Source organism: Bifidobacterium sp. B4111, assembly GCF_026537235.1.
Taxonomy (GTDB): Bacteria; Actinomycetota; Actinomycetes; order Actinomycetales; family Bifidobacteriaceae; genus Bombiscardovia.
The window spans coordinates 1-21,284 of record NZ_JAFNMO010000003.1 but is presented as its reverse complement, the minus strand read 5'-3'; the positions used below and the strand labels follow the sequence as shown (position 1 = coordinate 21,284).

The following is a 21,284-nucleotide window of genomic DNA, read 5'->3' as shown; positions in this document are numbered from 1 at the left end:
GCAGCACTGAGCAGCGTAGAGGCTCTCCTCTGCCTGAGGGGAGGGCACTTTCGTCACAAAGCAGTCAAGGCAATCGGCCTGGGCAGCCTTCCTAGGCTGGTATCGAGCGTACCAACAGCCGTATAGCGTCAAAGTGGATTACCCCCCCCCCGATCGGCAGCACTACACAGGGAACCGGGAGGGCGAAAGGGTCACGCCCGCAGTCGTCTGACTGCCCACATGGCCAGTTTGCGCAGCTCAGAGGCGACCAGGACCAGAGAGGCCAGCACGATGCATTCCAGCCAGGCCTGGGGCCGGAGGGGGACAGTCCCGAAGGCCTCGCCCAGGAAAGGCAGATAGACCACAGCCATCTGCAAAAGGATGGAGACGCCGATGGCGCCCCAGAGCCAGAGATTGCCGAACAGGCCCAGGAAAGCCGATCTCCGGGATGAGCGTGAGGCCAGCGCGTTGAACAGCTGGGCGAAGACCAGGATCGTGAAGCCCATGGTCCGCGCCTCACGCATCTGCGCCTCATGGCCGATCGCCTGGACCGACCTGTCAGTGAAGAGACCGCCACTCAAATGCATGTCCATGCCAATCAGGGTCACCAAGGCCATGACCAGGCCGATATAGACGATGTCGACCCACATGTTCCGGTCAATCACCCGGTCGTCGATGGACCGGGGCGGACGGCCCATCAGATCGTCGCTCTGCGGGTCCACTCCCATGGCCAGGGCGGGAACCGCATCGGTCAGAAGGTTGATCCAGAGCAGCTGAGTGGCCAGGAGCGGCACGGTCACGCCCGCCACACCGGGCTGCGATATGCCCAGAAGACCCGCAAAAACCACGCCCCCGAAGACCGTGAAAACCTCGCCCATGTTGGAGCTGAGCAGGTAGCGCAGGAACTTGCGGATGTTGTCGAATATGCCCCGGCCCTCTCGTACAGCCTGGACGATGGTGGCGAAATTGTCGTCCGCCAGAATCATCTTGGCCGACTCCTTGGTGACCTCGGTCCCGGTGATGCCCATGGCCACGCCGATGTCCGCAGCCTTTACAGCAGGGGCGTCGTTGACGCCGTCGCCGGTCATGGCCACGACCTTGTCCTGGTCCTGAAGCGATTCGACGATCTTCAGCTTGTGCTCGGGGGCCACGCGAGCGTAGACGGAGACCTTGGAGGTGGTCTCCCGAAGCTGGTCCGCATCCATGGCATCCAGCTGCTCGCCGGTGCAGGCGGGGCCGCCGGGTTCGGTGATGCCCAGGTCACCCGCGATCCTGGCCGCAGTGAGTGGATGGTCGCCAGTGATCATGATCGTTCTGATGCCGGCACTGTGAGCCTGAGCCACAGCCTGGCGGACCTCAGTCCGAGGCGGATCGATGATGCCGACCATGCCCGCCCAGATCAAATCGCTTTCCAAATGGGCGCTCTCCTGGAATACCTTGTCCGCAGACAGGAGAACTGCGGAAGCACGCTGAGTCTCCTTAGACAAACGGTCCGTCTGGCCTGTCCCAATCGTGCTTGACGGCCTCTCCCCCTCGTCATCTTCGGTCAGGGACGACAGTTCCTGACCGGATACAGGCCGGAAAGCCTGTCCTAGAGTCCTGTAGGCATCGCCGGACAGATGGCTGACCTGGGCGAGTATCCTCTCCCGATCAGCGCTAGTCATAGGCCTGACCTGGCCGTCTTCGAGAATCCGGTCGCACCGGCCGAGCAGCACATCGGGAGCACCCTTGCAGAAGAGGCGCGATTGCCCTTCGCTGCCGTCACGCGGAGCGGCCAGGACCGACATGAGCTTGCGCTCGGACGTGAAAGGAATCTCAGCCAAACGACGGTAGCCGTCAGCCTTGGCATCAGCGCCGACTTTGCGAGCGGCGACAATCAGAGAGACCTCCGTGGGATCGCCGACGCTCTGCCAGTGACCCTGCCCGGATCCAGACTGGGCCTGGGAATCAGGTTCGGCCTCGACCGGCTGCCAATGCAGGTCTCCGTCGTTGGCGATGGCCCCGACCATCAGGGTCTCTTCCACTGCCTCAGCCAGAGATGAACCAATGGTATCTGTCAGTTGTTGATCATCTGACCCACTGGCCTCGACCGGCTGCATGGTTCCCTCCGGAGCGTACCCGGTGCCAGTGAGCCTGACCTGCCCCGAGGGGACGACCACCCGTTCAACGGTCATTTCATTGCGTGTAAGAGTTCCTGTCTTGTCGGAGCAGATGACTGATGCCGATCCCAGGGTCTCCACCGAGCTGAGCTTCTTGACGATGGCATGATGCTTGGCCATGCGCTGCACGCCCAGGGCGAGAACCACAGTCAGGATGGCCGTCAGCCCCTCCGGCACAGCAGCTACGGCCAGAGATACGGCCATGAGCAGGGAATCAATCAGATCCTGAGTTGTCTGAAAGCCTTCCATCAGGGCCAAAGCAGCCAAAACCAGGGCGGCAATCAAGCAGACGGCCAGTCCGAGGAGCTTGGAGACGCGGGCCGTCTCCTTCTGTAGGGGCGTGGGTTCCTCCTGGGTATCAGCCAGCATGTCGGCGATCTTCCCGACCTGGGTGTCCATACCAGTAGAGGTGACGATCATGCGCCCGTTCCCCTGGGTCACTGCGGTGCCGTTGAAGACCATGTTGGTTCTGTCGCCCAAAGCCTTGGGCTGGTCAAGCCGACCGGGCCGCTTGCCCACCGGCAGCGACTCGCCGGTCAGCGATGCCTCGGCCACGCGCAGACCCGCGGCCTGAAACAGTCTTCCGTCGGCGCCGACCGAATCGCCTTCAGCCAGGACTACTACATCACCAGGCACGATCCTGCTGGTCTCCAGGCTGACCACCCGGCCGCCTCGCAGCACCGAGGCGTGCGGGGCCGTCATGCTCGCCAGAGCATCCACAGCCCGCTCGGCCTTAGCCTCCTGAGCGTACCCCAGGGCGGCATTAAGGATGAGGATGATCATGATGACGATGGCATCAAAGGGCAGGGGCTCCCCGCCTCCTGATGCCGGATGTGAGCGTTCCGCCACCCAGGCCACCAACGAAATGGCCGTGGCTGCCAGAAGCAGATAGACCAAGGGGTCCTTGAACTGTTGAAGGAACTTCCTCCATCCAGGAACGGGAGGCGCTCCAGCCAGCTCATTAGGACCGAACCTGTCCAGCCGACGCGCCGCCTCGGCCTCATCCAGGCCCCGGTCGGGGTCAACATTCAGGGCAAGGGCAACCTGATCGACACCTACTATAGAAGGGTCCTTGAGGACGGGGCCATTCACGCTGCGCCTCTGCTCATGGTCCTGCCCTGCAGTCGGGATCACGCCGGTATCTGTCGATTGCTCATGCTTGGGGTCGCTGATCAACCCAGTCATGCCACTCTCCTGCTTATGCCACGGAGTAGTCAACGCTTCAGAGGCCCGTTGGAAGAAATCATAAGCGGCCAGACCAAAACGTTGCGTGGATGCTTGCCAAGTTAAATTTATAATATACATAAACACGGCCGGAGTCGTCAAGGCCTTCGTCCCAAGGCAAAGCAATCGCATTACGCGACGATGATATCTGTACAACAACAAGTCTATCGGACGTGGGCTTGCAGGCTAAATTAACTACGGTAAATCTACTTATTGCGCAACATGGGCACGAACTGTCGGCTATGCTTCAGAGCATTTTCATAAGTATAATTCAATATATAGTCAGACGGAATAAACAGTAAGCGAATAAGGCCACCTACTCCTTGCCGAACCACAGACTTCTTTTTACCAAACCCGAACAGCTTAAATTGTCTTGCATATATAAGCTGAACTTTCACACATGCAACAATGCACAATTGTGTAAGGTGACCCTAGAAACATTGTTTGTTTAGCCTCGTTGCTGACTTGATGATATGCTACCCAACGCAATACCTGCACCACGCGTGGAAACCTAAATACAAACACTCCAAGCCCTTACTGAAATAATAGGTCTATAAGCACTTTTTGCATAGCACCCCGTCAGAAGCATGGTGCAGACCAGTTTAACTAGAGTCTGTATTTCGTATAGTAAGATTATAATGTCCACTTTTTGCAAAGCTATAATATTAGGCTTCCCCATGTGTAATTAGATATAGCGAGAGCAAAACTTAAAAGACTCGGTATTATGACAAACTGTCGCGCAGTTTATTCATTATCTCATTTATTAGCAAATATCTCTTTCCAATAAGATTCACAAGTTTTAATTTGTTAGTATTGTTTTCTAATCACTTACGAACTTAGAACTTATCGAGCTTATATACTCAGAATGTCTAACATCAGTTAAGATATATTTATATATATATTTCTATATTACAAATGCTTCCTGCTGGGAGAAGCAAACATTTAGGAAGAGCCAGTATCATTAATATAATCTACACAACGCTGTTTCTCGCGAAAAATCGCTTTACTTTTCATTATTGTGCTAGCATGAAAAAAATAAGGGAAGGCGCCAGAACTTATGTTAATCAGCTTCAGCGTAGCAAATTATGGCTCAATTAAGGAAAAGCAAATCCTTTCTTTAAGGCGATATCAAAGCGGCATGGAAAGTCGTATTGTAATTGATGACGAACTAGCCGGTAATGATATTTCCCCAGTTGCAGTGATATACGGCGCGAATGCATCAGGAAAATCTACTTTCCTCCATGCTCTTTCTTTCGTCAAAAAACTAGTTTCGACATCCGCTCTAAGGCCTGTTGGGCAGCCTATTCGCGTCCCGTTCTTCGCTTTATCAGAGCAAACAAGGGCAGAGCCTTTTCGGACTGAAATCGTATTTACAACAGCTAAATCAGAATATAGTTATAGATTCGAAATTAACCACAAAGGCAACGTGTCCAACGAGGAGCTATTACGAATAAATCCTGCTGGAAAACGAAGATCAATTCAGACAATCTTTTCCAGACAAACAGAGAAAGGACAGCGCGACATAATCAAAACTTCGTCGTATATGCATGGAGCAAAAAAACATATAGTCGATAGTACAAGGCCAAATTCACTCTTCCTTTCTAAAGCAGCTCAAGAGAATAATAAAGATATTTTAGATGCGTATGAATGGTTTGTACCACCAGAAGATAGCCAGGTCAAGGCCATCGATACGCCTAGTCTGAGCGTTGCTCTATTTGAGAACGATAAGGAATTCCAAAAATGGGTATTACAACTAATAAAAAAATCTGATTTAGGCATCGGCAATATCGAAATAATACCACCAACAACAAATCCACCAAAAGAATTAGTAAAATTATATAAGATGATGAATGAGAGCGACAACAAGCAACAAGATGATGCAACAATAAATAAACTGCTTAGGATGAACAGGCATCCGGCCTTATATCATTACGGCGAACAATCTAAATCCGTCCGCCTGGATTGGCATTATGAGTCTGCGGGAACTTTAAGTTTGTGGGACCTCGCAGGAGGCTTATACACCTGCCTAAAAAAGGGATTGCCTTTCTGGATAGACGAATTGTCTGACTTGCATCCTGCCTTAATGCGCCAGCTCGTATATATCTTTCAGTCTAAACGATCCAATCCGAACAACGCTCAAATTTTATTTACGACTCACGATATAAGTCTACTTGGAAATTTCGGCGGACTAGGATACGCATTAGACAGGGATCAAATATGGTTTACTGAGAAAGATGCCAACGGAGCTACCAGCCTATACCCGCTGACTGACTTTGATCCGAGACGAGATGCAAATACAGAAAAAATGTATATTGGTGGGCGCTTTGGAGCTGTACCCCTGATCGACGATTTGCCTACCTTTGCGTAATAAGCTATAACTCAACTATGCAGGCCAGGAAGAGGAGATTCGACTCTACAAGAAGAAGCAGAAAACGGAAACCGGCGTCGCGTATCTTTGTAGCGTGTGAAGGACAAACGGAGCGTGCTTATTTTCGATATTTAAATACTGAATTACGAACATCTGGCATCCAGATAAAACCTTATTCTGATAAATCAGATCCAAGTGAAGTCGTAGAAGAAGCAATAAAGGCAAATAGAGGGGACCTACATAAAGGCGTGGATGAAGGCTACTACGACGAGGTTTGGGCAGTATTCGATTGGGACGGTAGAACGGAACAGGTTAGAAAAGCCAAACACCTTGCAAAGAAAAATCGCGTCCACGTTGCGCTGTCAAATCCAGCATTTGAACTATGGCTGGTGTGGCATTTCCTTGATTACATGAACCCTTCATGCGACCAAAAGGAGACGTTAAAAGAATTACAAAAAGTGTGGCCAAATTATAAAAAAGGCATGGACATAGATTTCACAACACTACCTCCACATAGTTGCAACGATGCTCGCTCTAGATCCCAGAACGCCAGAAAAGCGCATAAGCAGCATAGATGCTATTTCCCGAACAATAGACCATCTACTGATATCGACTTGTTAATTGAATACCTGATATCTGCATGGAAAGACTGGCATGGGAATTCTTCCATCTGCCCTATCCTATAACTGTCGCAAGCACTAGGACCATTATAGATTTTAAATTATTATGCATACTATTATTAAAGGTTTTTCGTTAGAATAATATGTATAAGAGTACTTACACTAGATTATTCGGAAAGTGCTATGGCGAGCGCACCCACTTCAAGCAAGAGGGCTAAAAAACGGCAAGCTATTAGTAATAGATTGCTTAAATAATTACTAAATAATTGATGTTTTCATAATTATTGGCCCACGACTAACACTATTTCCTAATCTTTACCACTGCGCAATTCTTAACTGGACACCGAGTTTGCTGTGACCGGTATCAGCTCCGCTGAATTCACTGCACTGGCAAAGATACAGTGACTGCTGCGCCATCGCCACTGGCTGCATTGGCCAGGATTAGGCGGCCTCCTGCACTTTCCACAGTCGACCGCGCTGCAGCCAGGCCGATGCCATGGTGACCGCTGGAGCCGTGCCGACTGCTGTCAGCCTGATAGAGCCATTCCGTGGCATGGGCCAGAGCCCGGCTGCTGAAACCTGGACCCCGGTCACGCACGGTCACCACTAAGGCTCGCCCGCCCTCCTGACCACCCTCCAGCCTCCAGGTCAACGTCACTAGGCCATGGTCCGGCGAGTAGTCAGCCGCGTTCGCAACGATGTTCATGATCGCTCGGACAAGGTCAGCGGCATAACCGGAAATGTGACCGGCGGCGGAATCCAGACGGCCATCGCTCTCAAGCCGCAACCCCCGGGCCTTCACATAGCCTTGGGCTTGATTGTCGACCATATCCCTCAGAACAGCTGTGGCGACCCCAGATCGTCCGGAGGCCGCACCCATGGAGCCCTGGCTGATGGCCTGGGCATAGTCAGCCATTTCATGGATGGCACCCTCGATGTAACCCAGGTAGGTCTGCTGCTCCTGGCTGAGCTCGGTCTCGCTTAACAGTTCTGCATTGCCTCGCATGACGGTCAAAGGCGTTTTCAAATCGTGAGCCAGGGCTGCCACCTGCCGCCGCTGGGCCTCCTGTGCCGTCCAGGTCGCCTCCAGGGACTTCCTGAGCGTGACGCGCATCCGGTCGAAGGAGTCCAGCACCCGGTTGATCTCCAGGATGTTGGTGCGGGGCAGCCCGACCTCCAGATCCTGGCGCCCTATATCGGCAGCCACCTGGTTGAAAACCTTGAGCTTGGACGATATGACATGAGCTGCCCTCAGCCCGACCGCCAGCAGAGTAATCGGCAGGGCCGCCGCAAATGCCGCCAGCAGGAAGTCCTGAGGGTTGGGGTACCGGTCACGGGCCTGCTTCGAAACCCACTGCGGCATGATCTGATAAGCCAGAACGCACCGGCTTCCATCAGCCGTGGCATAGATGGCATACGTCGCTTCCTTGCCCACGCGGGTGCCCAGCGGCTGGCCGGTCTTCCTTCCCTGCTCCTCCACCAGCGTGGATGCTCCGCGCTCAGGATGATCGGCCGCCAGCAGGTCCGCATCAGCGGCCATGCCAGGGCCCATGTCGCCCCCCAAGGGACGTCCTCGATGGTCATAGGTCCGGTACCAGTAGGCTGCGGGAATCATGGCGTCGTCCACAGTGGCCGAACTGCTGATGGTGCGCCCCACCTCCTCCAGGTGCCGTTCGCCGTAGTTGGCCCAAAGGAAGTCGCCCCTAGCGCCCAGACCCGTCCAGACCGCGTCGATGCCGACGAAGAGCAGGACCAGTGCTAGGAGCACATAAAGAAAGTATCTGATAATCAGCAGAACAATGGGGATCCCTTTGCGGCCGGACGCACCCTTCCCCTCGCTGCTCCGCCTCTGTGGCGATCCGGGCCCGCCGCCGGTCAGGCCGCCCACTGGTACCCCACCGACCAGATGGTTCTGATGGGATCCGCTCCCAGGGCTTTGAACTTGCGCCGGACATTGCTCAGGTGCACCCTGACCGCTGCAGTGGCATCGCCGTTTGGACTATTGGCGGCCGGGTCGTCCGCCGTGGCCAGGCAGGCCTCCCATATCTGCGGAGGCGTATATGCCCGCCCAGGATGTTGGGCCAAGAGGGCGCATATGCGGTATTCCGCATCCGTCAGATTGGCTTTGTGCCCATTCACTCTGATTTGACGCGTCTGAAGATCCATGTCCAAGGAGCCGAAACGCAGAAGCGGGCGTCTGGACCGGCTGCCCTGGGACAGCCGCGCCCTGACCTTGGCGCGGAGTTCGGCTACGCCGAAGGGCTTGCGTATGTAATCGTCGGCACCTAGGCCATAGGCCAGCACAGCGCTGTCCTCGTCGGTTTTGGCCGTCAGGAAGATGATCGGGCAGGACGCCCGGTCCCTGATGGAGGCCAGGAGGGCGAAGCCGTCCATGTGAGGCATCATGACATCGCACAGGATCAGGTCGACCGAGGACAGATCCATCTTCGTAACCTTTCGGGAATCGTTGACCACGGTCACCGCGTGGCCGTCCTTGGACAGGGCCGCCATCAGCAGCGCAGTGATCCTGGGATCGTCGTCCACCACCAGGATGGTGGCCGGATGCCGATCGCCCCCATGGGAAAGGTCGGCCTGCGTGTCAACCATGATCGGCTCCTTCTCTGCGCTTGGCCTCCCCCGGCTCAGCCGGCATACATGCCTGTCAGGCGTTTCTCAGCCCAGTCTAATCGCTGGACTTGTGCCGGTCTTCGAACCAGCCGATCCACAGCATGAGCGCCACGGCCAAGGCCAAGGTAAAGTCCAGGCAGGGAACCAGATTATCCAAGGCAGTTACGCCGATGGAGACCCGTAGGCCGTCCCCTCCCGGCATGGTCAGGGCCAAGGCCTGCTCAATGCCCAGGGAGCCGAAGCGGGCGGGCCAGGTGAAGGGGATCCACCGGCTGACCCCAGTGGGGCCGGCCCCGGCCAGGGTGTGACTGTACAGGCCGTTGAGCAGGCCTCCCAGGGAGCCGATGGCGGTCCCCGTGCCGACGACCCCGACGGCAATGGTCAGGTTCCTGCCGAAACGCATGGCCAGGGCTATGGCCAAGAGGTAGAGGCAGAGGGAACCCCCGGCAATGCCCAGGATGGCGAGCGCGAGGGCGGAGACCGGCGTCCCCGCCCGGCCTGCCAGAGCCATGGGCAGGCGAAAGGCCAGGGCGGCCAGGACCAGAGCCAGCAGGCCCAAGATCCAGAGCACTATGATCTTGGCTGTCAGGCCCAGGCGGCGGCTGGGAATCCCCAGAAGGTTGGCCATGTCGCCAGCCTCGCGCTCGGTTTCGATGTTCAAGGCGACGATGATGGCGACCATCAGGGGCATGAAGGCACCCAGAATCTGGAAGAAGGCATCGGTCCCGAACCCGGGGTCGTAAGGGGCCGCAGCGAAGTAGGCGCCGCAGGCGATCCCGGCCGCCAGCCCGCAGACGGCGTGGATGGGGATGAGCGCTGATCCGCGCAGCCGTCCGGCCTCCGAGACTATGGCCCGGCAGATGGTTGCCCTGGGTTGCCTGGTCGGAACGGTCTGTCTGGCGGCGCGTCTGTAGTGCACGGTCATGTCAGTCGGCCTCCTTATGCGAGAACCAGATTCCCGTCAGGAGGGACAGGAGCAGGAACCAGACCAGACAGACCGCCAGCGCCGTCAGGCTCTGACCGCCGAAGACGGACAGTGCGGTCTTGATCGGACTACTGCTCTCGATTTTCAGGGGCACGCCATCGGGCATGACCCTCATGAAAGGCACTGGCAGGCTGATCATGGCGGAGGGCGGCAGGAAGGGCCATAGCCGTTGGTTTCCCCAGAAGGTTGTCGAGACCAGCAGGTCCGCCATATAAGGCAGGCCGAATCCGATCAGGATGCCGAATCTGGCGGTCAGCGCCAATCCCGCCGGTATCATCCAGGAGCAGGCCAGGACCAGCATCAGGGCGCTGATGACAAAATCAGCCGGAGAGGGCCCCTCGACTCCAGAGATGGCGACCATGAGCGCCGGCAGGCCCAGAGCCAGCAGGGTGGCGACGCCGACCAGGAACAGGCAGTAGACGATCTTGGCCCACCAAACCAGAATGGGCGCGGCGGGCAGGGCCAGGGTCGTCCTCCACTGCTGCCTTGCGTCGATGCTGGCCACGGCGGCGCTCATCAGGGCAGCCATGGCTGGGAGAAGCAGGACATACCAGTAGTTGACCGAAGAGGGCGACCAGACATGCAGTCCGAACACGAGGACAGCCATGATGATAATGAGCACCAGAGGAAAGGCCAGGGCCATACGCCTCGGCGCGGCCGACCGACCTTTCATGATCTCTGCTGCCAGGATCCTGCCGAAGGGGATGCCTCCGGCCCTGACCCGCGTCCCGATCTGGTCGCCTGATGCAGCCACATTATCTTGGGTCAGTTCTTCAAGGTTCCTGCTGCTCATCGCGACCTCCTGAGCACATCCATGAACAGCCCCTCCAGGTCCTCCCCGGCATGCAGCTCATTCTCGTAGGCCAGGCGGCCGTCGGCGATGATGCCGATGTGATCCGCCAGGACCGACACCTCGGAGAGGATATGGCTGGAGACGATCACGCTCATCCCCTGCTGGGGGAAACTGCGGATCATCCCTCTCAGCTCCTCGATGCCCAGCGGATCCAGCCCGTTGGTGGGCTCGTCCAGGATCAGCAGCCGAGGTTTGGTCAGGATGGCGTTGGCTATCCCCAGGCGCTGCTTCATGCCCAGGGAGAACTGCCCAGCCTTCTTGGAGCCCGTATCGACAAGTCCGGCAATGGAGAGCGCCTGGTCGATCCGCTCATCAGGCAGGCCAAACAGGGTGGTGCGCACCTTGAGGTTCTGGCGGGCCGTCAGGTTGGGGTAGACGGGCGGCTGCTCAATCAGAGCACCGATGTCGTAAAGGTCCCGGCGCGACCAAGGGTGTCCATCCAGGATCATGGACCCGCCGCTAGGGCGCAGCATGCCTGTGACCATCTTCAGAGTGGTGGATTTGCCAGCCCCATTGGGGCCCAGAAGCCCGTAGACTCCGCCCTCGGGTACATGCAGGGACACTTGGTCGACGGCCCGCTGCCCATGGCCGAAGACCTTGGTCAGCCCCTCGGTCCGTAATATGTAATGCATGATCGGCTCCTCTCCGTTTCCGTATGGCAGGAGCCAGACTAAAGACCGAAAATAAAGAAAGATAAAGGCGGCGGAACAGATTGTCGCGCCACCACTAAGTCAATGCGGTCATTCTATCCCGGCCAGCTTTGCCAGACTGATTGATTCGCATATTTGATATCGCACACACAGGAGCATTTGGAACGCAAGGAATGCCTAATGCCAGGGAGAGCCAACGGGTGCAGAACCGCACAAGTCCATGTGGAAAGCAGTCAATGAGTTAAGTTACATACGCGGGACAGTTCCCACTTCCATCTTGACATGAGTGCTGACTTCAGCCACATTGACAAGTCCGCTCATGGCCTGGGTCCCAAATAGGCAAATCACAATGTTCGCATCCATCTGCCTGCCCAACCTGGATATGGCCATGGCTGACCCGCTCCTTCCCTTGCCTCGTTCACGTCGGATTCGGGTACTTTTAGGCCGCAGATTGTGCCACCGCCGACTGGGTTGCGGAAGATACGCCCAGCAGAATTCTGCCCACACCCTTATGGACAGGAACCGGGCTCAGGGGCAAATCCTGGGTCCGGTTCTCTCAACCAGCAGTTCGGAAGGTCAGTCCTCGTCCTCAGCCACGCGAGAGTGGCTGTAGATCATCTTCATGGAGCAGATGAAGAGCACCATGCCAGCGAGGATGATCACGCCGCCGATCATGAAGACGTTGGCGTAGGTGGAGGCCAGACCGGCCTTGGTGCCGGCCAGGCTGCCCGAACCCATGGAACCGTTGGCCATCAGCTGGCCGAAGAGCGAAACGCCGATGGAGCCGGTGATGGCCTGCAGAAGATCATTGAATCCCAATACGCGTCCGGACTCCTCGGGCTCCACAGTCAAAGTCGCGGTGTCGACGATGGGCTGGTAGAAGAAAGAGGTGCCGAAGTAGTAGATGCAGGGCGCCACGGCCAGGGCCCAGATCTTGCCAGCAGGGATCAGGAAGGCGATGGCGATCAGGCCGCCGCCCATGCAGGCCAGAGCCAGGATCACGGAAGCCTTGCGCCCGATCTTCTGGATGACCGGCCCGGCAGCGAATCCCATGATGCCAGCCAGGATGATGGACCAGACCAGCAGGTTGGAGACCTTGGAGGAATCGATGCCGTACACGTTCAGACCAATGGCGTTCACGCCCGCGTTCAGGGTGTAGCTGAAGAAGTAGCCGACGAAGATGACGGTCATGGTCAAGGCGAAGGCCGGGTTGGTCAGCATCTTGGGAGTGATGAAGGGGTTCCTGGCCTTGTTGATGTACACCACGAATGCAACAAGGGTCACGATGCAGGCGATGCCCCAGCCCCAGTTCATATCGGTGAAGAACATGGTCACCGAAGCGGCGAACAGTCCGATCAGGGTGAAGCCGACTCCGTCGATGCGCGCGCCGGCGGCATGCTGGTCGGGCAGGTTCTTGGCCAGGACGGGGATGAAGAAGACGGCCACAACGCCCACGCCGAAGAGCCAGCGCCAGTCAAGCAGGGTCATGTAGCCAGCAAGGAAGACTCCCAGGGCGGCAGCGAAGCGGAAGACCGCTACAAAGACGCCGTACCAGATGACGCGCTTTTTCTTCTCCACGTACTTGGAGACCAGAACCAGGAAGATGGAGCCGGAGACCTGCCAGCCGGCCGACTGCACCACGCGGGCCGCGATGACGATCCAGATGCTGAAGGTGCCGAAGCACCCCAGAATCGAACCCAGCACGAAGACGATCGTACCCAGGATCATCATCTTCTTCAGGGAGACAAAATCACCCAGCGAACCGTAGATGACGCAGACTATTCCCAGGATGATGCCGGGCAGCGAGGTGATCAGCGGAGCCAGATTGGCCTGGTTGAGCTGCTTGCCGATGTTCACGTAGATCATCCCGAAGGCCTGCTGCTGAAGCACGCCCAGGGTGAAGATGATCAGGACCACCGGGATGGCCACTCGGGCCATCTTGTTCATTTTCGCGAACTCCGGAGTCCCCTCCTCGGGAACGGGTATACCGTTCTTCTGCTCCTCGGAGACAGTTGACTCGCTCATTTTTTCTTTAATTTCCTTTCGGTTCTTCTCAATGCGGAAGCTACTGACGGCGAACTCGGCCGACCCTGTCGACAAAGGCGGAGCGGAATCCGTCCACATCCACGTCCACGCAGACGCTGGCGTTGGCCTTGTCGCTCAAGATGCCGTCGTAATCGACCACCGTGGCGCCCAGGGTGAGCGGGCTGGAGATTTCGACGTCTACTAAGGCCTCGCGCATGGTGAACAGGTCTGGCTGGAGCAGGACCATGGCGGCCGAAGGGTCGTACATCTTGATCCCCTCTTCGATGTGTCCACCGTCGTACGACCGGAAGAGGGATGCGACCATGCCGCCCACTTCGCCGGCTGCGTCCAGATCGTCCAGATCTCCGGCGACCAGATGGGCCTTGCGACCGATGTCCAGACCAACCATGGTCACAGGCAGCCCGCTGCGGAAGACCATCTTGGCAGCTTCAGGATCGACGGAGATGTTGAACTCGCCATAGACTCCGATGTTGCCGCGCCCGGTGGAACCTCCCATCATGACGATCCGGTCGATGTGGTCCTTGACCTCCGGGAAGGTGGCCAGCAGCAGGGCGATGTTGGTCAGAGGGCCCAGGGTCAGGATGGTGACTGGCTCATCGCTCTCCAGAAGCACCCGCCGCTCCTCCAGGACCGCATTGTTCTCGGTCAGCAGGCTGGCGTCAGGCTCAGGGAAGACGAATGACCCCATCCCTGACTTGCCATGGGCTTCGGTGGCGAACCTGTTGTCACGCATGAGCGGGGCCGCAGCACCACGGGCCACGGGGATGCGCCTGCCCAGGAAGGTCAGCAGCTTCAGGGCATTGTTGGTGGTGTGGCCGATGCCCACATTGCCTGACACCGAGGCTATCAGCCTGATGTCGAAGCTGGGCTCGTCGACCAGCATCGTAATGGCCGCAGCATCATCGATGCCAGGATCCGTGTCGATGATCAGTGGTCTGGTCATTGCTTCACTCCTTTTGCTCTTGTCGTATCCAAACTCAAATTCCTGCTCCCCGATTTGGCCCGCCAGGCTGCATCGACAAAGGCAGAGACGGTGAAGACCGGGCCATCCAAGCCGATTTGCCGGGCCACCCGAGTGATGGGCGGAGGCGTCACATAGGCCTGCTCGAGCACATCGTCCCGGGCGAAGACCTCCTCGCGACTGCCATCCAGCAGGATCCGGCCATGCTGCATGAGCACAACCCTGGGGAAGTTGCGGGCGACAAACTTCATGTCGTGGGAAATGGTGATGCAGAGTCTGCCTTGGCCCCGAAGACGGGCGATGATGGCCGCCAGCCGATCATCGCCCGCCTTGTCCTGTCCGCATGTGGGCTCGTCGAAAACTACGGCACCCGTATCCATCATGAGGACGGAGCCGATGGCACAGAATTTCTTCTCGGTAGGGCTCAGATCGAAAGGATGATCGTCCAACCGGTCCGCCAGACCCACCAACCCAGCAACCTGCTCCATACGTCGCGCTATCAGATCCTGATCGAAACCAAGCTGCCGGGGACCGAACGCGAATTCCTTGCGCACACTGTCCAGAAAGAGCTGATCGTCGGGATTCTGAAAGACGTACCCCACCTTCCGGGCCCACTGGGCCGTGTTCGCTGTAGCCAGATCGACGCCGTCAATCAAGATGCGACCCTTGGTTGGTCTAAGGATGCCGTTCAGATGTTTGGCCAGGGTGGTCTTGCCAGCGCCGTTCTGACCGATCAGCGCTACAGGCTGATCACCTTCGAGGGTCAGATTCACTCCGTCCAGGGCACGATGGCCATGCGGGTAGACGTACTCCAGATGCTCCAGATCGATCTTCACCGCAACGCCTCCCGAATCATGCGTACCGCCTGGTCCTCGCGTACGGGCAGATCCGGCAGGTCGAATCCAGCGTCCTGCAAACCCCTGCCGAGTTTGACGTAATCCGGTATGTCAATCCCCCACTTCGCGGTCTCGGGATCAGTGAAGACCTCCCCGGGAGTACCTATGGAGCGAACCCGGCCTGCCCCCAGAACCATGACCTGATCGGCGCATCGAGCGACCCGCTCCATATCGTGATCGACCATGACTACGGTGATCCCCTCCTGGTTGAGCCGCTTGACAATGTCGAAGATCTCCTCGCTGCCTAGCGGGTCCAGCTGGGCCGTGCATTCGTCCAGAACCAGGATGTCCGGTTCCATGATCAAGGTCGAGCCCAAGGCCACCCGCTGCACCTGTCCACCGGAGAGTTCCAGAGGGTTCTTGTCGAGCAGATCCTCGATATGCATAAGGGCCGCCACCCGAGCCACCTTGGCATGCATGGTTTCACGTGGAACCCCATGGTTGCCCAGCCCGAAGGCCAGTTCCTCGGCTACGGTCCCGGCCGTATAGGAGAGCTGATTGAAGGGGTTCTGAAAGACCAAGCCCACATGTCTGGACAGATCGGCAATGCTCGAAGCAGCTACGTCGATGTCCTCGATCTGGACACTCCCCTTGGATTTACCTACGAAATAGTGAGGAATCAGACCGACCAGGGCGTTGCACAGGGTCGACTTTCCCGATCCGTTGGCTCCGACGATGCAGAAGAAGCTGCCCTGCTCCACGCTGAAGCTCACCCGCTTCAAAGTGGTCCGATTGGCATCACGGTATCTGAAAGAGAAGTCCTCCACTCGTATGACCTCGGTCATGCCCGACCTCCCCACTGGATTGCGAAGGTGACCAGACCTGTGCGAGAAAGGCAGCCGAGCACCAGGGCAAGCACCAGAAAAACGGTGAACAGGATGGTCATCACGGTGTCGCTGCGCCGCCAAACCACCTCAAGATAGCTGGTCTGCCGCACCCTACGGATACCGAATCCGCGGGTCTCCAAGGTCATCCCGCGCTCCTGCGAATCCGTCAGGGAGGAAAGAACAACCGGTCCGAGCAGGGGCAGGAAGGCCCGCGTCCGGGAAATCAAGCCGCCGCCGGTCTCCAAGCCACGCGCGTGCTGCGACTGCTCGATGACCGCAATCCTGCGCTGCATCTGGGGAACCACATTCAGACTGGCCAGGATCAGGTAGCCGATCTTGGATGGCACGCCTATTTGTGTCAGAGCCGCAACCAGGCGACCCATGTAGGTAGTTTTATTGGTCAGATAGAAAGACCCTAGGAAAACCAAAAGGGTTACTACGATTTTGGCTGCGTAGAGGCTGCCTTCAAGACCCAGCTCGGCAAATCCCAGATCAAGAATGACCTTGGTGTTTTTTGGGCTGTAGCATCCCTGAATAAACAGCAGCATGAGCGTGATGGGAATGCCGAACCCAAACATAACCCCAGTGAAGGGCCTGAGCACCCGGGCCAGAGCCGCTGCTACGAAAAGTATGACGACGATTCCCAGACCCATGGTAAAGTCCGGCCAAACCAAAGTCGCAAGGCCCAAGGAACACACTCCAGCAATCTTGGCCATGGGATGCATGCGGGCCAGGGGAGAATCAGGAATCCCGTTCGATGCAGGACCAGGCATCAGCGTTCAGACCTTTGGGTGCGTTCATAGTCCAAGGCCACTGAGTCGCCTGTCGATGTGCCACCATCAGCTTCTGCTGCGCCGTCGATCTTCCCCGGCCGTGCTGAACTCGCCAGACTGGACGCTCCAGTCGCTTCGCGTTCATCCTCGTCTTCATCCTCATCCAGGTCATCCAAATCGTCCAGATCGGACTGGTCATCGCTGCCGTCCAAGGCGTACTGGCTCAGGAAGCGCTTGGGGATTCGACGCACAATCACATAAGCGATCAGGACGGTGATGCCCTTGTCGATCAGATTCTCCAGCATGGAGGAGGAGAGCACTGAAATGACGATGTTCTTCACAGCCACCACCAGCGCAGCTGTGAGGACCGAAGTGCCATTGACTCCGGTGGCGCCCCCGTAGACGAGCACGGTGATCAGAGAGGCGGTTACCGTGTTGACCAGGGCGCAGGCCAGCCAGACCAGGACGACTCCCCATATCCGTTTGAAGAGCCCGGCCTTGACCATGTATCCGATCACCAGGCCGCACAAAACGCTGGAGAGCGCATAGGGCAGGTAAACCGGATTAGCTACCAAGGCGAGGAAGACATTAGTCAGCAGTCCGCACAGGGCAGCCACCCAAGGCCCGGACAGGCAGGCGATAACCGTGGTGCCAATCATATCCAGGAAGAGCGGCAGTTTGAGGGTGGAGCTCAGGGTCCCACCGATGAGGTTGATGCCCACCGCAATGGGTATCAGCACCAAGGATTTTGTCGAGAATTGAGCTGTGATTCCTCTCCACAACGATCGCGCGCTCATAATTCGTACCGCCTTTGGTCCTTGAATGTCGATTTCTGCAGACGGCCGTCGCTCACAGCCAGATCCGCATCACCGCTTTGAGAAACCACTTTCGTAAACAACTTTCATTGACAGAGACTATCAACAGCTGCATGAGGTGTCAAATGCGAAACCTCTGACGACGATCTCTCAGGTAAGCTTGATTCGCTAGACCCAACAGGCCAACGAAGCCATTCGCCGGAGCATCAGAGATGAGGAGGGCAGGAACCCCATGAATATCAAGGACATTGCTGAGCTTGCCGGCGTATCCACATCGACGGTCTCCAAGATCGTAAATCACAGGGACGCGAGCATTACCGCCGCCACGCGCGACAGGGTCCTTGAACTGGTCAGGAAGTACCACTACACGCCCTACGGATCCTCCAAGCCCAACACCACCACCTGGAGAATCGGAGTCCTGCTGAGCTCATCCATCTCCATGGATTCCACCTTGGATGGGATCATCCAGCAGGCACAAAAGTCGGGGTACGGCACCCTGGTCTTCAACAGCTACGGCGATCACGACCAGGAGGAACGAAACATCCTGGCCGCTCTGGAACATCGAGTGGATGGCATGGTATGGGAGCCGATCGACCGCGCAAGCTTGGCCTTGAAAAGCAAAATCGAGGAACGCAGGATCCCCGAACTCACCATTGGACCCCTGAGGGACGATCGGGCCGCGCTCATGCCCTACGAGGAGGCTGCTTACAGTCTTACTGAAGAGCTGATCAATCGCCACCACACCAGCATCGCTTGCCTGCTCTCGCCAGGCAGGCGGACCCAGAGCTTCCTGCACGGCTACCGACGCTGCTTGTTCGACCATAACCTCCAGTACCACACCGACATGGTCCTGGAAACCATCGGCGAGGACCTGACCCAAGTCCTGGAGAACCGGCACGTCACCGGAATCGTGGCATCCCACTACCACCATGCCCTGGAATTCCTCCAGTTCGCTGAATCCATGCATTACCACCTGCCCCAGGACCTCTCCCTGGTCTCCCTGATGAACGACACCAACGTGCATCTGCGCTACCCAGGCAGCCCAGAGATATCGTCCTACGTCATGCGCAATGCCGATTTCGGCGCCTATCTGTGTCGACGGATCATCCGCGCCATCGAGCATGAGTCTGATTCGAGCGAGACCTTCGAGCATGTTTTTGCCCTGGACGGCGAGAAGACTATTGGCCGACCCCCGGACCAGCGATGCAAGAAGATCGTGGTGGTGGGCAGCATCAACGTGGACACCTACCTGACCGCTCCTAGTCTGCCTAAGGCGGGCATGACCACCACGACCAGAAATTTCGCCTCTACACCGGGGGGCAAGGCCACCAACCAGGCGGTAGGCGTGGCCAGGCTGCGGCATCAAGTTTCCCTTATTGGCAATGTCGGCAGTGATCCCGCTGCAGACTACATTTACAAAGCTATGAGGCAAGCCCATGTGGATACCACTGGTGTGCGCAGAATCAGCGGGGCGGACACGGGCAAAGCCTACATCTTTGTCGACAGCAAGGGCGAGTCGATGATCTCCTTGGTGGCGGGCGCCAACGAATCCCTGACCCCGGGTGACATCACCGAGCGTGACCAGATCTTCAGAAACACCGGCTACTGCCTGATCCAGACAGAGATCCCCATGGATACTGTCGCCGAGGCCTGCAGAACAGCCAAGCGCCACCAGGCTGTCACCATCGTCAAGCCATCATCCTGCGATCACCTGCCCGAGGACCTCCTGTCTTCGATCGACATCCTGATCCCGAATTTCAACGAGTTGAACACCCTGATACATGGACCAGAACCCGTGGTTGATAAGGCGAAACAGTTCATCGACGGCGGGGTGGGCAAGGTTATCATCACCCTGGGCGAGCACGGCTGCACCCTGGTCACTGCCAGCGGACACAAGGACTTCCCAGCCCACGAAACCCGAGCAATCGACGACACCGGCGCCAGCGATGCCTTCATCAGTGCTCTGGCCTCCTATCTGTGCAACGGATGTTCCCTGGACAAAGCCGCCCATATCGCCAATCTGGCCGCCGGCTTCAGCGTCGCCCGCGAAGGCGTCATTCCCTCTCTGATCAACCGCCGCCAGCTCGAGGGCCTGATCGATTGAGCAGTCCAGACGCGAGTACGACGGTCAGATTATCTGCCGCAATGCGCTTTGTCCTTGAACACAAAACCCATGTGCTTATACTCTGAACAACACATCATTCGCCTCAAGAACTTTCTAGATAATGTGGAAGTATCACCGAATCATCAACCATGTAGGGAGAAGATGAAGTGACGAAGCACCGGGTGACTATCCGCGAAGTAGCTCACAAAGCACAGGTATCTCAACAGACAGTTTCCAATGTAATTAACGGAACCGGTCGAATGAGCGAACAAACCAAGAAAAGGGTGCAGTCTGTCATAACTACCTTGGGATATCATTCCAATCGGCCCGCTCAGATGCTGAGAACGGGGCATAGCCGGATGATCGGCATCACTGTTCCTCGGTTTGATCAGCCGTTCTGCAGTTTATTCTGTGACTGTGTAGCACAATATGCCCATCAAGAAGGGTACGGCCTGGCCGTAAGCGTATTCGGCGACAATTTTGAAGAGACCATCAAAGAAACCTACCAACTCAACGCAGATGGGTGGATTTTCTTCGCTGATGCCACTATTTTGCGACGCATCCGTCACCTTAAGCAGGACTATCCTGTCGTATTGGCAGGTGACTATTTGGGCGACGGTGAATTGGATGCAGTTATGATGCCCAATGTTGACGCATCACGTTACGCCACGAATTGGCTTATCGAACATTCTGATGGCCATGTAGGAATGATTGGCGCATCTTTCGAAACATACGAACAGGATGCCAAAGATCCTGATCCGATACCCCAACGACTTCGTCATACGCGGGATAGAAACACAGATATGAGACTGCACGGATATCTATTAGCCCTGCAAGATCACGCTATACAACCTGATTGGACGATTATTCGTCCCGTCCGTAAATTGATCGAAGCAGAAGGCGAAAGAGCTACAGAGATGCTGCTACAAACAGGAGATATGCCGTCAGGCATTATATGCGCTAACGATGCCTTAGCGCTGGGCGCCCTGTCTACTTTGTCCAAACACCATATTTCCGTACCGGAACAAATACAGGTAATCGGTTTTGACAATACACGCGAGTCCCATTACTCCTCGCCGCCACTGAGCACGGTTGACCCTCATGTCATGCAATACGCCCAACTAGCGGTCCAACAACTCATCGCACGCATCGAAGGTTCCAGCGAAAAAGTCCACGTACTAACAACTGGCTATCGGCTGGTTGAACGTCACACCACCGTCCAATAGCAGGCAGACAAGCATTCCAGTCCACCCTATTGATGCACGATTACATGTGACGAATCCAATATAACGATTCCATAGAATTTTTGGTTTATTCTTTGACGGCTCCTGCGGCGAGGCCGGATTGCCAGTATTTCTGCAGGAGGAGGAAGGCGATGACCAGGGGGATGATGGTG

The 21,284-nt window shown here is 56.8% G+C and carries 15 protein-coding genes and 3 pseudogenes; 5 read left to right on the top strand and 13 right to left on the bottom strand.

Features of this window, described 5'->3' with window-relative positions; all coding sequences use genetic code 11:
• Window positions 1-191: 191 nt before the first annotated feature.
• The gene (locus tag J3T93_RS06290) at window positions 192-3,323 is read right to left on the bottom strand and encodes a cation-translocating P-type ATPase (RefSeq protein WP_267430993.1); all 3,132 of its coding nucleotides are present in this window, start codon (window positions 3,321-3,323) and stop codon (window positions 192-194) included.
• A 1,096-nt stretch (window positions 3,324-4,419) separates the two neighbouring features.
• Here J3T93_RS06290 and J3T93_RS06285 point away from each other — a divergent pair.
• Together J3T93_RS06285 and J3T93_RS06280 are read left to right on the top strand one after the other, a co-directional pair.
• Window positions 4,420-5,730 carry an AAA family ATPase gene (locus J3T93_RS06285; protein WP_267430991.1) on the top strand — a complete coding sequence of 437 codons (1,311 nt, stop codon included), beginning with the start codon at window positions 4,420-4,422 and terminating at the stop codon, window positions 5,728-5,730.
• A 17-nt stretch (window positions 5,731-5,747) separates the two neighbouring features.
• Window positions 5,748-6,416, top strand: coding sequence for an RloB family protein (locus J3T93_RS06280; protein WP_220236490.1), 669 nt, complete (start codon window positions 5,748-5,750; stop codon window positions 6,414-6,416).
• Between the two features lie 313 nt (window positions 6,417-6,729).
• Here the strand turns inward: J3T93_RS06280 and J3T93_RS06275 are convergent, their stop codons facing one another.
• The 11 genes and pseudogenes from J3T93_RS06275 to J3T93_RS06225 form a co-directional block, all read right to left on the bottom strand.
• Complete coding sequence (locus J3T93_RS06275; protein WP_267430990.1) at window positions 6,730-8,118, bottom strand: sensor histidine kinase; 1,389 nt, start codon at window positions 8,116-8,118, stop codon at window positions 6,730-6,732.
• Between the two features lie 107 nt (window positions 8,119-8,225).
• On the bottom strand, window positions 8,226-8,957 hold the full coding sequence (locus tag J3T93_RS06270) for a response regulator transcription factor (protein ID WP_267430989.1): 732 nt from the start codon (window positions 8,955-8,957) through the stop codon (window positions 8,226-8,228).
• A 76-nt stretch (window positions 8,958-9,033) separates the two neighbouring features.
• Entirely contained in the window at window positions 9,034-9,903 is an 870-nt protein-coding gene (locus tag J3T93_RS06265; protein WP_267430988.1) for an ABC transporter permease, read from the bottom strand.
• Between the two features lies 1 nt (window position 9,904).
• Window positions 9,905-10,756 (bottom strand): hypothetical protein, encoded by an 852-nt coding sequence (locus tag J3T93_RS06260; RefSeq protein ID WP_267430986.1) that lies wholly within the window; start codon window positions 10,754-10,756, stop codon window positions 9,905-9,907.
• Window positions 10,753-11,448: a lantibiotic protection ABC transporter ATP-binding protein gene (locus J3T93_RS06255; RefSeq protein WP_198219579.1), complete on the bottom strand. Its 696-nt coding sequence runs from the start codon at window positions 11,446-11,448 to the stop codon at window positions 10,753-10,755. Before J3T93_RS06255 ends, J3T93_RS06260 begins: the two co-directional genes overlap by 4 nt.
• A gap of 594 nt (window positions 11,449-12,042) precedes the next feature.
• The gene (locus tag J3T93_RS06250) at window positions 12,043-13,491 is read right to left on the bottom strand and encodes an MFS transporter (RefSeq protein ID WP_267430985.1); all 1,449 of its coding nucleotides are present in this window, start codon (window positions 13,489-13,491) and stop codon (window positions 12,043-12,045) included.
• Between the two features lie 40 nt (window positions 13,492-13,531).
• Complete coding sequence (locus tag J3T93_RS06245; protein WP_267399149.1) at window positions 13,532-14,455, bottom strand: nucleoside hydrolase; 924 nt, start codon at window positions 14,453-14,455, stop codon at window positions 13,532-13,534.
• Window positions 14,452-15,309 (bottom strand): energy-coupling factor ABC transporter ATP-binding protein, encoded by an 858-nt coding sequence (locus J3T93_RS06240; RefSeq protein ID WP_267430984.1) that lies wholly within the window; start codon window positions 15,307-15,309, stop codon window positions 14,452-14,454. Before J3T93_RS06240 ends, J3T93_RS06245 begins: the two co-directional genes overlap by 4 nt.
• Window positions 15,306-16,154, bottom strand: coding sequence for an energy-coupling factor ABC transporter ATP-binding protein (locus J3T93_RS06235; protein ID WP_267399147.1), 849 nt, complete (start codon window positions 16,152-16,154; stop codon window positions 15,306-15,308). Before J3T93_RS06235 ends, J3T93_RS06240 begins: the two co-directional genes overlap by 4 nt.
• Window positions 16,151-16,969 carry an energy-coupling factor transporter transmembrane component T gene (locus J3T93_RS06230; RefSeq protein ID WP_267399146.1) on the bottom strand — a complete coding sequence of 273 codons (819 nt, stop codon included), beginning with the start codon at window positions 16,967-16,969 and terminating at the stop codon, window positions 16,151-16,153. Before J3T93_RS06230 ends, J3T93_RS06235 begins: the two co-directional genes overlap by 4 nt.
• Window positions 16,970-17,115: 146 nt before the next feature.
• Window positions 17,116-17,766 (bottom strand): annotated as a pseudogene (locus J3T93_RS06225) (ECF transporter S component); the annotation flags it as partial.
• Between the two features lie 250 nt (window positions 17,767-18,016).
• On the opposite strand from J3T93_RS06225, the gene J3T93_RS06220 reads away from it, so the two are divergent.
• From J3T93_RS06220 to J3T93_RS06215, 3 genes and pseudogenes are all read left to right on the top strand, one after another.
• Window positions 18,017-19,888, top strand: a complete 1,872-nt coding sequence (locus tag J3T93_RS06220; RefSeq protein WP_267430982.1) for a PfkB family carbohydrate kinase — start codon at window positions 18,017-18,019, stop codon at window positions 19,886-19,888.
• 167 nt (window positions 19,889-20,055) lie between these two features.
• Window positions 20,056-20,199, top strand: a pseudogene (locus J3T93_RS10035) (LacI family DNA-binding transcriptional regulator); the annotation flags it as partial.
• A gap of 48 nt (window positions 20,200-20,247) precedes the next feature.
• Window positions 20,248-21,114 carry a LacI family DNA-binding transcriptional regulator gene (locus tag J3T93_RS06215; RefSeq protein ID WP_267430981.1) on the top strand — a complete coding sequence of 289 codons (867 nt, stop codon included), beginning with the start codon at window positions 20,248-20,250 and terminating at the stop codon, window positions 21,112-21,114.
• A gap of 85 nt (window positions 21,115-21,199) precedes the next feature.
• Here J3T93_RS06215 and J3T93_RS06210 read toward each other — a convergent pair.
• Window positions 21,200-21,284: pseudogene (locus J3T93_RS06210) on the bottom strand (carbohydrate ABC transporter permease); the annotation flags it as partial.

Excerpts from the sequence above, each read along its gene's own strand:
- J3T93_RS06245 (WP_267399149.1), bottom strand. The coding sequence starts at position 14,455 with ATGACCAGACCACTGATCATCGACACGGATCCTGGCATCGATGATGCT.
- J3T93_RS06250 (WP_267430985.1), bottom strand. The coding sequence starts at position 13,491 with ATGAGCGAGTCAACTGTCTCCGAGGAGCAGAAGAACGGTATACCCGTT.
- J3T93_RS06280 (WP_220236490.1), top strand. The coding sequence starts at position 5,748 with ATGCAGGCCAGGAAGAGGAGATTCGACTCTACAAGAAGAAGCAGAAAA.
- J3T93_RS06270 (WP_267430989.1), bottom strand. The coding sequence starts at position 8,957 with ATGGTTGACACGCAGGCCGACCTTTCCCATGGGGGCGATCGGCATCCG.
- J3T93_RS06290 (WP_267430993.1), bottom strand. The coding sequence starts at position 3,323 with ATGACTGGGTTGATCAGCGACCCCAAGCATGAGCAATCGACAGATACC.
- J3T93_RS06285 (WP_267430991.1), top strand. The coding sequence starts at position 4,420 with ATGTTAATCAGCTTCAGCGTAGCAAATTATGGCTCAATTAAGGAAAAG.
- J3T93_RS06235 (WP_267399147.1), bottom strand. The coding sequence starts at position 16,154 with ATGACCGAGGTCATACGAGTGGAGGACTTCTCTTTCAGATACCGTGAT.
- J3T93_RS06230 (WP_267399146.1), bottom strand. The coding sequence starts at position 16,969 with ATGCCTGGTCCTGCATCGAACGGGATTCCTGATTCTCCCCTGGCCCGC.
- J3T93_RS06260 (WP_267430986.1), bottom strand. The coding sequence starts at position 10,756 with ATGAGCAGCAGGAACCTTGAAGAACTGACCCAAGATAATGTGGCTGCA.
- J3T93_RS06220 (WP_267430982.1), top strand. The coding sequence starts at position 18,017 with ATGAATATCAAGGACATTGCTGAGCTTGCCGGCGTATCCACATCGACG.
- J3T93_RS06255 (WP_198219579.1), bottom strand. The coding sequence starts at position 11,448 with ATGCATTACATATTACGGACCGAGGGGCTGACCAAGGTCTTCGGCCAT.
- J3T93_RS06265 (WP_267430988.1), bottom strand. The coding sequence starts at position 9,903 with ATGACCGTGCACTACAGACGCGCCGCCAGACAGACCGTTCCGACCAGG.
- J3T93_RS06215 (WP_267430981.1), top strand. The coding sequence starts at position 20,248 with ATGATCGGCATCACTGTTCCTCGGTTTGATCAGCCGTTCTGCAGTTTA.